At 44.3% G+C, this 14,915-nt stretch carries 8 protein-coding genes and 1 pseudogene; 4 read left to right on the top strand and 5 right to left on the bottom strand.

The genetic code is table 11. The annotated features are described in order from the left end of the window. The first annotated feature begins 249 nt into the window (after nucleotides 1-249). Both AABB92_RS14915 and AABB92_RS14910 read left to right on the top strand, forming a co-directional pair. A complete protein-coding gene (locus AABB92_RS14915) occupies nucleotides 250-1,122 on the top strand; it encodes a phosphorothioated DNA-binding restriction endonuclease (protein ID WP_031375795.1) in 873 nt (290 codons plus the stop codon). 112 nt (nucleotides 1,123-1,234) lie between these two features. Next, a pseudogene (locus AABB92_RS14910) lies at nucleotides 1,235-1,435 on the top strand (hypothetical protein); the annotation flags it as partial. Nucleotides 1,436-1,477: 42 nt separating this feature from the next. On the opposite strand, the gene symE reads toward AABB92_RS14910, so the two are convergent. The 5 genes from symE to AABB92_RS14885 all read right to left on the bottom strand — a co-directional run bounded on the left by symE (nucleotide 1,478) and on the right by AABB92_RS14885 (nucleotide 10,373). Then, nucleotides 1,478-1,807 carry an endoribonuclease SymE gene (gene symE, locus AABB92_RS14905; RefSeq protein ID WP_031375797.1) on the bottom strand — a complete coding sequence of 110 codons (330 nt, stop codon included), beginning with the start codon at nucleotides 1,805-1,807 and terminating at the stop codon, nucleotides 1,478-1,480. Between the two features lie 225 nt (nucleotides 1,808-2,032). Then, entirely contained in the window at nucleotides 2,033-3,430 is a 1,398-nt protein-coding gene (locus AABB92_RS14900) for a restriction endonuclease subunit S (RefSeq protein WP_342550275.1), read from the bottom strand. Continuing rightward, on the bottom strand, nucleotides 3,427-5,016 hold the full coding sequence (locus tag AABB92_RS14895) for an N-6 DNA methylase (protein ID WP_046289172.1): 1,590 nt from the start codon (nucleotides 5,014-5,016) through the stop codon (nucleotides 3,427-3,429). The genes AABB92_RS14900 and AABB92_RS14895 overlap by 4 nt, the downstream gene beginning before the upstream one ends. A 72-nt stretch (nucleotides 5,017-5,088) precedes the next feature. Further along, nucleotides 5,089-8,601 carry a type I restriction-modification system endonuclease gene (gene hsdR, locus AABB92_RS14890; RefSeq protein WP_046289171.1) on the bottom strand — a complete coding sequence of 1,171 codons (3,513 nt, stop codon included), beginning with the start codon at nucleotides 8,599-8,601 and terminating at the stop codon, nucleotides 5,089-5,091. An 824-nt stretch (nucleotides 8,602-9,425) separates the two neighbouring features. Next, nucleotides 9,426-10,373, bottom strand: coding sequence for a hypothetical protein (locus AABB92_RS14885; RefSeq protein ID WP_031375800.1), 948 nt, complete (start codon nucleotides 10,371-10,373; stop codon nucleotides 9,426-9,428). A 1,618-nt stretch (nucleotides 10,374-11,991) separates the two neighbouring features. Here AABB92_RS14885 and AABB92_RS14880 point away from each other — a divergent pair. Together AABB92_RS14880 and AABB92_RS14875 are read left to right on the top strand one after the other, a co-directional pair. Continuing rightward, the gene (locus AABB92_RS14880) at nucleotides 11,992-13,917 is read left to right on the top strand and encodes a hypothetical protein (RefSeq protein WP_031375801.1); all 1,926 of its coding nucleotides are present in this window, start codon (nucleotides 11,992-11,994) and stop codon (nucleotides 13,915-13,917) included. Nucleotides 13,918-14,186: 269 nt separating this feature from the next. Beyond that, nucleotides 14,187-14,732 carry a hypothetical protein gene (locus tag AABB92_RS14875; RefSeq protein ID WP_342560940.1) on the top strand — a complete coding sequence of 182 codons (546 nt, stop codon included), beginning with the start codon at nucleotides 14,187-14,189 and terminating at the stop codon, nucleotides 14,730-14,732. The last annotated feature ends 183 nt before the right edge of the window (nucleotides 14,733-14,915 follow it).

Genomic DNA, 14,915 nt, shown 5'->3' with positions numbered 1-14,915 from the left:
TGCCGTTATTCTCCAGCCTTTACTGACGCAAGCAACCCGCAATGGTCAGATCTGGAACCTGTTTCAAATGCTGAGAGGAATGGTTTTTTTAAAGCTGGTTCTGTGAGGAGCAGGTCAGCACCTGAATGATTGGTAAAACTGCTGCGGTTGAGAACATATGCAGCACGCTGAGTGACTGACGTGCGCCCATTGAATCTCCTCGTTTTTAAGAGCATGATCGCAATAATTTTTCACTGCTTACCCTCGATTATGACCTCAGGTAAAACGCTGCAAGCCGCTATTTCCGATGTTGCTGTATGGCGCAAAGGTGACCAATGCGCCCCGCACAAGCCTCTTTTGCTCCTCTACGTCTTATCTCAATACAGGAAAGGACATTCCCGACTATTTGATTACGGCAATGAGATTCACGAACCGTTAACCCGGTTACTGATCGAGTTTGGTCCTAAAAGACGGGATTACTACCCGAATATGCCTTTCTGGCGCTTAAGGACGGATGGATTCTGGACGCTGGAAAACAGCGAGAGTTGCAAACCGCGTAAAGGCAACATCCAGCCGACAAAACGAGAGTTAATCGAAAATCAGGTTGCCGGTGGGTTTGATGAAGACAGCTTCCAGACTCTGCAAAAAAATCCAACCCTAATCGATAAACTGGCACAGCAGATTCTGACCGAGCGATTTCCGGAAAGCCTGCAGATAAAGCTGGCCGAACTGTTGGGCTTCGATTTAGTTACGCTGATGAGAGCACGCGACCCTCGCTTTCGTGACATGATTTTACGGGCTTACCATTCGCAATGTGCTATCTGTGGATATGATTTAAGACTGGACGGAGCTTTGGTTGGGCTGGAGGCTGCGCATATACGCTGGAAGCAATATGGCGGACCTTGTGAAGTTAATAACGGGCTGGCGCTCTGCTCCGTACACCACTCTGCATTCGACAAGGGTGCCATCGGCATTGATGAACATCTCAGGATTCAGATATCAGGTGGAATCAACCGTAGTCCGATGGTGGAGCAGCTTTTCTGGTCACTTGAGGGGCAAACACTTCATCTGCCTAAAGATAAAGTACTGTGGCCTGCTGATCAGTTTATTGAGTGGCATCAGACGCAGGTGTTTAAGGCCTGAGTGGAATAAGAGATTCAACATTCGATATAAAGCAGGATAACTATTTCAGGATAATCAGTGTGTCATAAGCCTCACAGATTAAATGAACCCCATTCATCCCGATGATAAATGTGGTCAGATATTGAAGATTCGTTTTGATCAGGGAATGGGCTATTGGCGCATTAAATTTGCATCAAAGTGGTATAACGTTGACTTCAACGATAGCGTTTCTTTCCGGTCAGGCAATATGGCGCTGTCCTGCAAGGAGGGAAATGTGGCCAACAGTGAAGAAAGCTGGGCAACTGATGTGCTGGTTGAATTGATTGCATCATGATATTTAACCGCTCCCGATGCGATGTCGGGAGCGGTTACTCATTCAGACGACTTTCTGTTTACCGGCAATGACCTGAATAAACTCATGCACCTGCTTTTGTTTCCGCGCCGACAACTTGCATACCTGGCGCAGAGACTGCATCAATTCGCTCTCCTGCCGGGCGGTGATCACAATACAGCCTTGCATTACCTTTACGTCTACTGCTGTGCCAGTGGCAAAGCCAGCAGCTTCCAGCCATTGTCCTTTCATGGTGATGGCGGGTATCCGGCTGTAATCCGGATAGCGACTTGCATAGCCAACAGTTAATTGATGGTTATTTGCCGGATAGACTTCTGGTTCAGACAGTTGTGCAATAGAATGGGCGTCAGTCATGATTACTATTCCCTAAAATAGTGATTGTGATTAGCGGCGCGGGTGTGTTGGCGCACATTCGTGCCGCGCTAAATACCTGTATATATCATCAGGAAAGAGACGGAAAGTCCAGCTTAAAACAGCCTGGAATAAGCCATTTATAAAATCATTTGAATATAAAGCGTAAGGTTTATCTGGCAGAAAATAATAAAAAGCGCACCAGTAAGGTGCGCAATGAAATAAGTATCAGGATTTTTTACGCGAGGCTTTCTTACCTGTGCTGGCTGCACGTTCGGCTTTGATTTTTTCCAGCAACGCGGCGGCGCTGTTTTCACCGCTGATTAGTGCCGGGTTTTCTGCCCGCCACTGGGCGGTAAGTTCACCTCGGAAGGCTTTCGCCAGGATGGATTGCGTCAGGGTATTAACTCGTGAAAGCGCACTGTTGACCTGTTTTTCAATCGTGTCGGCATAGGCAAAGAACTGTTCGACACGGCGGACGATTTCGTGTTGCTCCACAATTGACGGAATATTAACTTCGAGTTTTTTAAAGTTCTTCAGGTTTACTTTCTGTTGAGCCACTCCGGCCGAAATTTCAACAACTTTTTCGCGAAAATTATTTGACATCATTGTAAGTAAGATAAATTTAGATAAGCAAAACTCTTCATTAACTCTGATTTTAATACAATCGGCTGTTATCACTGCTTCCTGGCAGTCTTCCGGATAGATTGCAACATCACCAGGAGGATCTCCCATTTTTGTTATAAGTAGATCACCAGGTTTAGCCCGGTGAGCCTTAAGCTCTTCAAATTTAAAATTATCAATATATTTTGTATTATTGTTAGAGAAATCACGGGCTCTTATATCCCGTACAAATATCAAGGGATGGCCTTCATTCTTATAATCTTCAACTTTTAAATTACTGCCAAACGGACCAATTCCAAATGAATGTTTATCATTCGTTGAAATTTGCTCAAGACGCATTTTTAAAAAATCATTTGCAAAATTATGTTTAACGCGCCAATTTTCGGTTAGGTCTCCAGCTATTGCTTTTGAAAGCACCGCCTGACGAAAACGTTTCAGGATTTTTGGGATTTGCTCAAGACGTGCTTTGGCGCTGTCTACCTGCGCCAGCAGCGTATCAAGTTTTTCCGCGATGTTTTTTTGCTCAGCGAGTGGCGGGATAGGTAACTCGTATTGTTCAACAAACTCTTTAGGTACCCGTTTATGCCCTACAGAACCGGACATATTCAATGCCCCATTAATTAAAAACTCTTTACTTTTAACCAAGGCAAGGAGTAAATATGGATTTACCCGATTACTAACTGAGCGTAAAACAAAATATTCTGTGCTGCCAGCACCATAACCATTGGGGAAATTATTAATTACAGCGGCTTTACCATTTTCAAAGCACGGCGTTATTTTAGCAAAAATAACATCATTATTTGCAAATTGGGTAAAACCTTTTTTTACATCTTTCCATTTTCTGGTTTCGTAGCTACATGTTCCTAAATAATCTGTAGGAACATCAGCCATAGGCATAAAACCTACATCAAGATCGTCATCATGTTTGTGCTTAGGATTGATATCGCATACTTCACCAATAGTGCTTACTACCCATCCTTCCGGCAATTTCCCCGCACTCATCCCTTCACCTCACCAAACGCTTCTTCCAGCAACTGACGCTGCGCATCGGCTTCATCGCTCGCACCCAGTTCACGCATCAGCGCATCCAGTTCGCCCATTGCCTGTACCAGCTCACCCATCGCTTCTGCCGCTAAAATATCCGGCTCCGGCAGGTTGTCGGCATCAATGCTGTCTTTATCTTTCAGCCAGGAGATATCCAGCGAATCAGATTTCGCCGTGCGGATCCACTCGCGGCTGAATTTGCGCCAGCGGCTGGTAGCCAGATGCTGATCGGTGTTTTTGTTCTCTTCGCTATCGGCAATTTCCGCCTCTTCAGCGTTAAAACTCCACTCACCTTCGCGACGCGGGCTTAAGCCGTGCGGATCTTCACCATATACGCGCTCGAATGGCTGTAAATGATCGTCGGTAAACGGCGTGCGTTTACCGAAGCTCGGCATATTGGTTCGCAGGTCATAGACCCAGACATCACCGGTGCAGTTTTTATCCTGAGTCGGCTTCTCCACCGTCCCTTTGGTAAAGAACAGCACGTTGGTCTTCACACCCTGAGCATAAAAAATGCCGGTTGGCAGACGCAGAATAGTGTGCAGATGACACTTATCCATCAGATCACGACGAATTTCGGTGCCTTTACCGCCTTCAAATAAAACGTTATCCGGCACCACCACCGCCGCACGCCCGCCGGGGAGCAGGGTTTCGATAATGTGCTGCATAAAGCACAGCTGTTTGTTGCTGGTCGGGTGAACGAAGGTGCGGGTGATGTTGGTGCCCGCTGCGCTGCCAAACGGTGGGTTGGTAGCGACCACATGCGCCATTGGCAGTGTTTCACCATCGCTACCCAGCGTGTTACCCAGGCGGATAGCACCACCGTGGTCGAGGTTCCCTTCGATGTCGTGCAGCAGGCAGTTCATCAGCGCCAGGCGGCGAGTGCCGGGCACCAGTTCCAGGCCGATAAACGCGCGGTGGATCTGGAAATCCTGCGTATCGTTATCAAGGTCATCCAGATCGTTGGTCTGCGATTTAACGTAGCGGTCGGCTTCAATCAGAAAGCCCGCCGTACCCGCTGCCGGATCCTGTACCACCTCGCGCGGCTGCGGCTTCAGCAGGTGAATAATGGTTTTGATCAGCGGACGCGGGGTGAAGTACTGGCCGGCACCAGACTTGGTTTCATTCGCGTTCTTCTGCAACAGCCCTTCGTACATATCACCGAAGTCATCACGGGATTTGCCGTGTGTACCGTTGTACCAGTCCAGCGAATCCATATTGCTGACCAGCTCGGTTAACTGTTTGGGTTGAGTAATAGTGGTATTCACGTTCTGGAATACCGCCTGCACCAGCTTTTGGTTGTCTGCACCCAGATGCACCAGCAGATTGCGATAGAACTGCAGTTGATCCTGGCCGATGCGGGATTTCAGGTCATCCCAGCGATAGCCTTCCGGTAGGTAGTCTGCTTCCTGGCCGGTCTCTTTACACATTTTCAAAAACAGCAGCGAGGCGAGTTCATTAACGTAGTTTTGATAGGAGACGCCGCCATCGCGCAGGTTGTCGCACAACTTCCACAGCTTCGCGACCAGATCGTTATTGTTCATAGAGTATTCCGTAAATAAACAGCGGCTCTAATCAGGGCCGCAGAAGAAGACATTGCCGGGGATGATAACGCGTTAAGCAGGCTCGTCCCAAATGTAATCGCTGAACTTATCGAGCAGGTTGTCGAGATCATCATCGAAGGTTTTTTGCAGCATTGTCTTGCCGCCACGACGATGAAAATTGCCCGTTTTGAAGACGTCGTCGTCAAGCACCACCTTCTCTTTCAGCGCAGTTGCCAAACGATCGAGCCAGGTCAGTTGCTCACTGTTCCAGTCGTTTTCGCCTTTGATGCGCTCAAGCGCATGATCGACACGCTCATCGAACGGCTTCAGCGCATCACCCACCGCCGCACGGCGTATGTGACCAATTAATCGGGCGGCGATATCCTGATTGCGCGTCTCTTTCCACGCTTTGCGCAGGGACGATTCCTCGAAGTGCTGGCGATCAAACCACTCCTGCAGTTCGACCAGTCCTTTGCGGGTAAGGTCGCGCGGACGATTGATCACCGCCTCTAAGGCTGGTTGCGCATTCGGGGAACGTTGCACCAGCGAATCAAAGGCTTCGAGGAAATCCTGCGGTGTGTCGTAATCGCCATAGAGCGATTTTACGCTCACCACTTCATCGTCAATGTCGAGGAAGATTGGCGCATCATTCAGGTTGTTGATGTCGGCTTTAAGCTTCTCCAGACGGGAAATAAAGCCTGGCAGTTTGTTGAAGACTTCGGCACTCCAGTGCGCTCCTTTATCGCGCAGGCATGAGGCAAAGCCATTAAAGTTTACGCCTGCCGCGTCCTGGCATAGCTCATCCAGACGACGCACCTGCTTATCTACTGTTTCGCTGCGGTCACGGTTAAACGTGGCCAGGCCGATAATACGCTGGAGCTTGGCCACCAGCTGTTCATGGCTGTGCTCGGCAAAGCTGCGGCCATCCACTTCGATGGTTTTGTAAGTCTCGGAATCAGTGATTTCATTGAACAGCGTTTGCAGTTCGACCTGAGGACGGACAACCACCGGGCGCATGGTATCGACACTTTCCAGCGAGCTATAGATATCGACACAGTCGAAAATCTTAAAGCTGGTTTTCGCCACCGCCGGACACAGACGCGTCGCACGGCCTTTCATCTGCTCGTACAAAATGCGGCTGCGTACCTTACGCAGGAAAACGATATTACAGATCGATGGAATATCCACACCGGTGGTCAGCAGATCGACGGTCACGACAATATTAGGCAGCCGCTCTTTGTTAAAGCGGGTGATCATGGTCTGCACTTTGCGCGCATCTTTATCGGCATCACCGGTAATCTTGATAATCGCATCGTGTTCCAGCTGCGGATACTTTTTCTTAAATGCGGTACGCAGCTCTTCCACCACCATATCGGCATGCGCATTGGTGACGCAGAACACCAGCGTTTTTTGTAGTCCTGTGGGGTCGAGGTAGTTAGTGAGTTCATTACAGACGGCGCGGTTAAACGCGGGAATAATCAGGTTGCGGTTAAAGTCGGCGACCTCAAAATCCTGTTCGTCTTCCAGAGTGTCGTTAATTACTTCACCCTGCGAGCTGATACGCTCGACCTGCTCACCCTGAGCAAGATAAACGCCATCCTGTGCGTTGCGGGTCGTGATCTGAATCGGCGGATCCTGGTCGATCAGATAACCATCGATTACCGCGGTACGGTAGGTGTAGCGGTAAACCGGATCACCGAAGATCTGCACTGTATGCAGAGCGGGCGTGGCGGTCAGCGCAACCTTTATTGCATCAAAATGGTCGAGAATACGGCGATAGGCAGAAACATAATCAAGCTGGCTGCGGAATTGCAACTCACCTTCGGTCTGCTCTTTATCGAGAATGTAGCCGCGATGTGCTTCATCCACGACGATACAATCGTAACGGCCAACCGGCATCGGTTCATCCGATTGCAGGATGCGTTTAACCAGCGACTGAACCGTGGCAACGTGAATTTTAGTGCTGTCTTCGGGGAATTTATCCGTCAGCCCTTTGATATCAAAGATGCTGTTAAAGGTGTCGCCGTTAATACGCGTATCGTCAAATGCACCAAGTGCCTGCTCACCGAGAGAACGGCGATCAACCAGGAAGAGAATGCGCTTAAAACGCTGCGACTGGATAAGGCGGAACATCAGGGCGATCGCGGTACGGGTTTTACCGGTACCGGTCGCCATTGCCAGCAGGATCTCTTGCTGCCCGTTTACGATGGCATTTTCGACCGCCCGAACGGCATCTTCCTGATAGTAGCGCAGGCCCAGTTCGCTCATTCCTGGATTTTCAGCAAACCACTGATTTTGTCTGTGCGGATCGCTACCGAGCATATCTAGCAGTTCTTCCGGACGATGCCACTCCGGCAATGCTTTTGACATGTTAGTAGTATGTCGGACGTCACGATACCAGATGCCGCTTTTGGTCTTCATTGCCGCGCGGTATTCGCGCCCGTTGGTGGAGTAGCAGAAGGGAATTTTAAAGCGCTGTTCGCCGCTGGTATCCTGCCAGCTGATTTCATACACCGGTACCGCTTCGTTCACGTCGTCGGGAGCGTACTCCTCCAGCAACGTATCGCGTAAGAATGCATTATCGAAGTATTTACTGTAGCGATATGACTCATTGAGTTTGGCGGGAACATCGATATTTTTACGCTTCGCTTCAACTACCGCGATAGGCTTGAGACCGACGAACAAAACATAGTCCGCAAAGCCCTGCTTACCCGTTTCATCTTTACCGGTGGGCCATTCAGCAATAGCTTTATTGACACCCGGTTCCGGACGTACGCCTTCAGAGAAGCGTAAAGCTTTGCTATCGGCCTGCCAGCCTGCTTTACGCAGCTGTGCATCAATCAGGAAGCGACTCTCTTCTTCACTGAGGTCAAGCGTACGCTTGATGGCCTGATCGGTGATTTCTTTTTGATATGCCTTACGTTCCTGTTCGGTCTGTTTCGCCAGCTCCGCATTTTTCTCGGCTAACTGGGCTTCCAGCGCCGCAAGCCGTGCTCGCGTTTGTGCTTCGGTTTCCTGCTGCTTACCTTCAAGAATAGCGATATAGCCGTTCAGGCTAATCAGCTTCTGCTGCTGTACTTCCAGTTCTGACTGACTCTGCGCTTTTTCCCGTACCTGCTGTTCAAGCTGCTGTTTCAGCGTCAGCACTTCCTGGTGATAAAGATTTTCTCCACGTTCAGGTAAAGCAAAAACAGGCACCGGAAAGTCATAATTTTTGGTGACCAGACGGTAGTACCAGACACCCAAACGGAAGCCGAGCCGCAGGCACATCTGGGCGTCATCAAGATCGTTATGGTATTCATGCACCGCCTGATTACCAATACGGCGCAATTTGTGGAATACAGAAAGGATCGTGTCATCAACAAAGGCGATTTTGCCTAGCTCACGCAGAAGATCGTGTTGATTCTCGCAGACAGGAATGCCCAGCAGCAGGCCAAGATGTTTAGCAGTCGCTTCGCCAAACATACGCATTTTTACCAGCGTGGTGTTGGGATCGTCTGGGTAATTGTTTTCCGCCGCGCAGGCGATAGCATAGGTAAAGTCGTTGACGCCCTTCAGGAACTCAAAGTTGGATTTATTCATCATTTTTATGAATCCATTGCTGTGTAAGCCTGTCCATATTTAACGCTACTAAATTTTTATTTTAGCCATCTATACCTTATCGGGCAATGACAAAAGTCACAGCAACTAGCTAATTTTTAAGCCTTCGTAAACTTTTCTGGTGCTGTACTCACCGCAAAAGTATTTACCTTTTGATCCAAGACAGCTGGAGATACGGAATGAGCAACTTCAAGATATAACATTAGCAATAATTATGACTAAAACAGCAGAATATTCCTCTTTGTAAAGTCAAATAAGTTGCTAAATCCTTCCCGTTTTCAACCAGATTAACAGCTCTAACCTTAAACTACTCTCTACCGAATGATTCGCCTTAGGTGGTTAAAAACATCCGGACAGAACTTAGCTTCTGGTAGCCACCTGCCGTTCTACCGCTTCTCCTGGCTATAGCCGCCAGTGTTGCTGATTCCCTGGGGATTCAGCAACACTGTATTGGTCAACAAAATCTAACCGGGTTAAGAATCAGCCATCCAAGGCCATCACCAGAGAGGCGGCAAGCCGAGCATTTAGTGAAGCTGGGGAAATGGTCATAGAAAAGAATATCAGCAGCCATAGCGCCCGTAAGTGTCGGGGCCGTAGGCTGTGAGAGGCAGGAACATCAATTGAGACAATCAGTAAGATGCTGAACCATAGCAGCCCAGCAGCACCATGACGTCCCTTGATATTACTCAGGACGAAACCAACCAGACCTATTACGAGCTGAACATTTAACAGTACGGGGATACGAAGATGAAAAAATACAGTATAAAAATGATGATGGGTAATACAAAATAGTATCCCCCATTAATTATTTATCCTTCTTCACGCTTAGAATTAGCACGTAAAAAATCTTCATATTTTTCTGGCAGGAGCGCGATCTCGCCCCATTTTTTATTTTGAGACCAATAACCAGCACCAACAGTTTCTATTTTACCAAAGAAAACAAGAATTCTGCGCTGAGCATTAGCTGCGGTGATTCCTCTTGCATCCAAATCTTCATTGCTTGCTGAAATCCTGAAATCTACATTACCTGCTAATCGTGGGTGTCTTAAAAATACGTGACTGGTATGCTCAAATCTATTAAATGATACAATCTCTCCAAAATAAAAGTTTGGAGTATCATTTTCTTCTGCTATCTCTGCTGCATCAGTTAAACATTCACTCAAAACGTAATGTTTTACTTCACCATCGACTAATATATGTATGTCACGATAGAAATTACGCCGAAAATTGGAACAAAGAGACATAACACTTGTTATTTTACTGGGTACATTAAAAGTTTGCCCCTCATGCCGAGATATTGGGACGTCCAAAGCGGGCCCATCTTCACTCTCATAATCAGTCTCAACCTGTACATCTTCACCTTCCGCAGGATCCCTTGCATTATTGTTCGCTCGTTCCTGCATAAAGCCGCTAATGATTATAATATCTTCGTCTTCAATGGCTTGAAGTGCTTCTGCCTCAGAATTATATTTTTTACCAACCATGATGCCGCTTCTTAACAGGCATGGAGGTGCTGTATGATCTGTATCAGGTAGATGTCTAAACAAGGCCTCTCTATCGTGAGCCATGATACTGATTGACGGATCGCTAGGAACACGTATCAGTGACTCATAGCATGATGGACAATGAAGATGCCCCCTCATTTCAGAGGTATATTCTAAAGGTCCAATCTCAGTACGAGTCAGTGCAGCAAGAGACATTGTAGTTTTATCCCATACGGGATCATAATATGCATATTTAATCCTTCTAACAGCCATGTTAAACTCCATGTGTAGTATCAATTAATAAAAACACCCAACTCTTCGAACTCTATTACTCTGATAAAGAAAAACCATCAATCATTTCAATTTCAACGAAACAACACTTTCTTCCTATGAATATATTTCCGATTTTTTATTTTGGTGATAGCAATAAAATCAGCATCAGGCAAAGCAGAAACTTCAAAAAAACCACTCTTAAACATTATATTAAGCTCATCAAGAAAATGAGCAAGCTTATTTATTAAATTAGGCTCTTCACTTTTTATTACGTCGTCCAATGGTTCTTTTTTCCGATAAGGAGCCAATTGCTCATAACGACTTACCTTAGTGAAATTCTGTCAGCCATATTTATGGAAAAGCTTTATTTTGTCAACCAGCACACAACAGTTGCCCCGTAATGAGTCCATACAAATCTGCGCGTAGATGCGTCTACGAGATCGAAAACATAGTTAGGGCATAAGCAGCCTTATAATTAGCTATAGTCAGATAAATCTCTTGGCCGCCGTCACCATCTTCAACTCCGCCTCCTCTGCCTTTTTACGTTCGATTCATGCTTTGCCTTCTGGTGTCACCAGAAACTTACGAGTGTGAATTTTACGGTTGTTGCGTTTGGTTGCTGCCGCACTCTTCGTCATGATCGTCTCCAGATCGGCCCACCGCAGGGCCAAGCTAAAGAAAATCGCAGTGACAAATCCAGATGCCAAAATACCCTACAAAATGGTGCCGAAAGAAATATGTGACCATTACGTGCCGTGTTGGGCACATAAGGAAAGGCGGAGCACAGCGACTTCCGCAGTATGTATGATCCCTTCACAGAAATGATGACGGCTTGTCGTGGCTTCTTATCAGATAGCCTTTGTGATCCGGTGGCTGAAATCGTGGCAGAGCCAGCCTCTTTCCCGAGCTGGTTAGTCTTCCCAACATTACGCCTGTTTATTCGCTGCAACATCATCTCGACGTGTTGCATCATGGAGCGCCGCACGAAGCACAAGCCACATTGACAAGAGGTATGGGAAAATGATTAGAGACGCTGGCGGCGTCTTCCGGCTTCAAAGGAAAAGTGCAACGAGAATAGACCAGCGACATAAGATTATGTCGTCAGTGCTGATCGTTCACATTTTGTATAGGACTAAGCTTGGAAACTACCTGCCAATGCGTGATAACATCCCAAAAGTCACTACCAAACACAGCGGCAATCGTTGGTGACATTATTCAAGCAAAAAACACAGGCAAGGAAGGCGGAGTTGCTTAACTAACTCTTTGCTTGTAGAGGGTTTTTCTTGATTGGTGCGAAGGTCGGACTCGAAAAAATTACGCAAATTATTGATAATGAACAACAAAAAAACTAAAGCCCCCCAAAATGACCTCTCCTACTTTATTTATATAAACCATAACGGTTAATATAAATGTATATATGTTTATATGTTACGCACTCTAATCACAAGAATTTATATCTAGAAAAGCTGAATTTTTAGATGAAAACTTCAAGGAATCATTATAAACCACAAACTTAAAGAAAACTTTAGAATAAGATTGATTAACTGATATATTTTTATTTTTTAAGATCTTAAACCAACAAGCATAAACCTTTTATATCTCGCAGTGGAGTTATCATATGGATACTAATATAGATATTTATCTTGAAGCACTTCAGGCACTTAAAGAAGATGATCTCTCAGAAAAAATAATTAAACCCTTATTCGAATCTAGCGGTTGCTATCGCGTAGATTTTCATGGAGGACCTTACGAAAAAGGTAAAGATTTAATAGCATATCTAAAAACCCCATTAGAAGATCATATTATAGTTATACAGACAAAAAAGGTTGGTGATGGTAAAGCGACTAACGATAAAGCATTGATTGGGAATTTATTATTTCAGCTTCAGCAATGCTATGTAAAAGCCATACCATTACATAATGGTAAACGTAAGAAACCGGACTCAATTGTTTTAGCCACACCTTACAAAATAAACTCTAGACTTTTAGATGAAATTCATGGTCACTTAACGGGGTTTAATGGCGAAATAAAGTTATTAGATGGACCATTACTAGTTGAGAAAATAAAAGAAAACAACCCAAAACTTCTTAATGAAGTAATGGGTATTGATAAAAAGGTTTTGGTTCAAGACCCTTCGCAATTAAAAAACCTTGAACTTATGAGGGCCCTAAACACTGAGTATTCGATTGGTGAAGTTCATTGTTATAATGATTTAGCCTTTTTTATGGGAAACATAGATAGTCATTATTTACTTAAAGGTAAGTTTACCATTAATCCACGCACTCATTTTATAAATAAGGAAGGATGGGAGTCGATTAAAAAGAGGTATATTTTAAACTTAGAGAAAATTTTGGATTTCTCTCCACTGGTTGAAACTATTGATTCCATCGAAAAAAATTACAGTTTACAACTAACCATCCATTTATCCGAAGAAAATCAAGAGAAAAATGAAGAAATCAATAAAGCAAAGTTAGAAATTAACCTTCTTAAAAACACTCTATTAAGTCTTAAATCAGAACTTAATACTTTTCAAAATATAAACAATGAATCCTCACAACCTAACATAATAGTTGAAAAGGCAATGAGTATTTGGTGGCCCATAATATTCAAAGCAACCACAACGGAAGAGTATCTAACGATATATAACGATTACTACTCTTTACTTTCATCATACAAAAAAGAAGCAGGGTTACCTACTGCCTATGTTCAAGATTTTAATGACTACTTATTAACTCTAAAATCATTAAATGACCAGCAGGAATCACTCAATAAATTAGAAAATGACTATGTTCCCTCACCTTTATTCAAATTTTCTTTCGACGCCTATAATATAGAAAGATGGATCGATTCACATTGTCACTTTTACATAGATGGCATTAGTAAAATTAATCAAGAAAAAAATATAAGCAATGAATACCTTCGCGGATTTCTTGAAAACACAAAGAAAACGTTAAGCATGTTAGAGTTACTTAAAGATATTTCGATTGAAACGAACAACGTTATAAGTTTTACACATACCCAGAACTCAATACGTGATGGGATTTCCTTATCACCTTTTAATCTTTTTGATACTAACTATGATATCGCTGTTTACGGAGGAGCCGGTGCCGGTAAAACCACAACTCTACAAATGTATGCTAAAAAATTAAATGATGAAGGACGGCATAATATTATTTACCTACCCCTAAACAGGCTTATTAACAAGCAGAGATTAAACATAATTGATGATGGCCTCCATAAAGATATCTATAAACAGATACTTTCATTAATACTCATATCAAAAGAATTAGATGATACTGATGAAAATATCTACAATATTGACTTATCGATAAAAGGATTGGATAATCTGAAGCTCATAATAGATGGGCTTGACGAAGCATACAATAAAATCCCAAGCATTTTAGATGCTATAAATAATTTTAAAACAAGAAATCCTCACGTTCAACTAATAGTCTCTAGTAGAGACTGCGTTAGTTTTATTTCAAAAGTAAGCTTTTTAGGTGTAACACTACTCCCTTTTACAAATGAACAACTGAACAACTGAACAACTGAACAACTGAACAACTGAACAACTTTATCCAGTCTTGGTTCAATGAAAACCCTGAGCTAGCTAACAGCCTTATAAAAGATATTGAAAGGAACAATCTTAAGGAAATAGTTAAAACACCTTTGCTAGCTACATTACTATGTATTTTGAAAAAAAGAAGAATAGATACTCCGTCGACAGAAATGGAGATATTTACACGAAGATTAAAGCTGCTCTGTGGCGAGTATGATAATTTTAAAACAATCAAAAGAAACAATGCCGATAGCATGATGCTAGAAAAAGCAGCAATTAGGATAGCTTACCACTTACATGTAAGAAACAAAAGAACAGAAAATCTAGAAGACATTCATCGCTATTTAAAAAATGATACAACTTTCACTTATTCAGATGAAACTTGCGAGCTGCTTATCAATGAGCTTATTGACCCATGCAATATACTTCATTTTGAATCATTAACTAAAAGCTATTCTTTCGGCCACTTAAGATTTCAAGAACATTTGGCTGCTTTAGAGTTAAAAGACAACCGCAGCAGGGAAATTTTACCTCTTTTGAATAAAGATTGGTGGAGGGGCACTTTATGCCTGTACGCACAAGCATGCGAGTTCAGCAGTCTATTAGAGGACTTTTTCAAAGAATATGGTCAAGTTTCCTCGGCAACACAAACCTTTAAGGAAATGACAAAGCATCGCCCCCTTAAGGAAAGGGAGAGCGTATTAAGCTTAATTAAACAATACGAGCGTACTGAAGAACTTGATGGTTATTCAATCCACACATGGGACGAATATGACGATGATTGGCGTTACGTTAAATAAATCTTTTAACATATTTAACTGCTGCGCGCAATGCTATCCCCGCCACGCCTGCCCGCTTTATGCATCGCTTTTCATGCAGGTGCATGCTACGGGCCGGACCGCGCTCTGTATGGCCTGAACGGGGGAAAGTGGTGCAAGGCTTTGCATGCAGATCCATGCGCGCTATGCATGCACGCCTCTTTA

This window comes from Pantoea brenneri, assembly GCF_038594305.1.
Lineage (GTDB): Bacteria > Pseudomonadota > Gammaproteobacteria > Enterobacterales > Enterobacteriaceae > Pantoea > Pantoea brenneri.
This window is presented reverse-complemented; position numbering and strand designations above follow the sequence as displayed.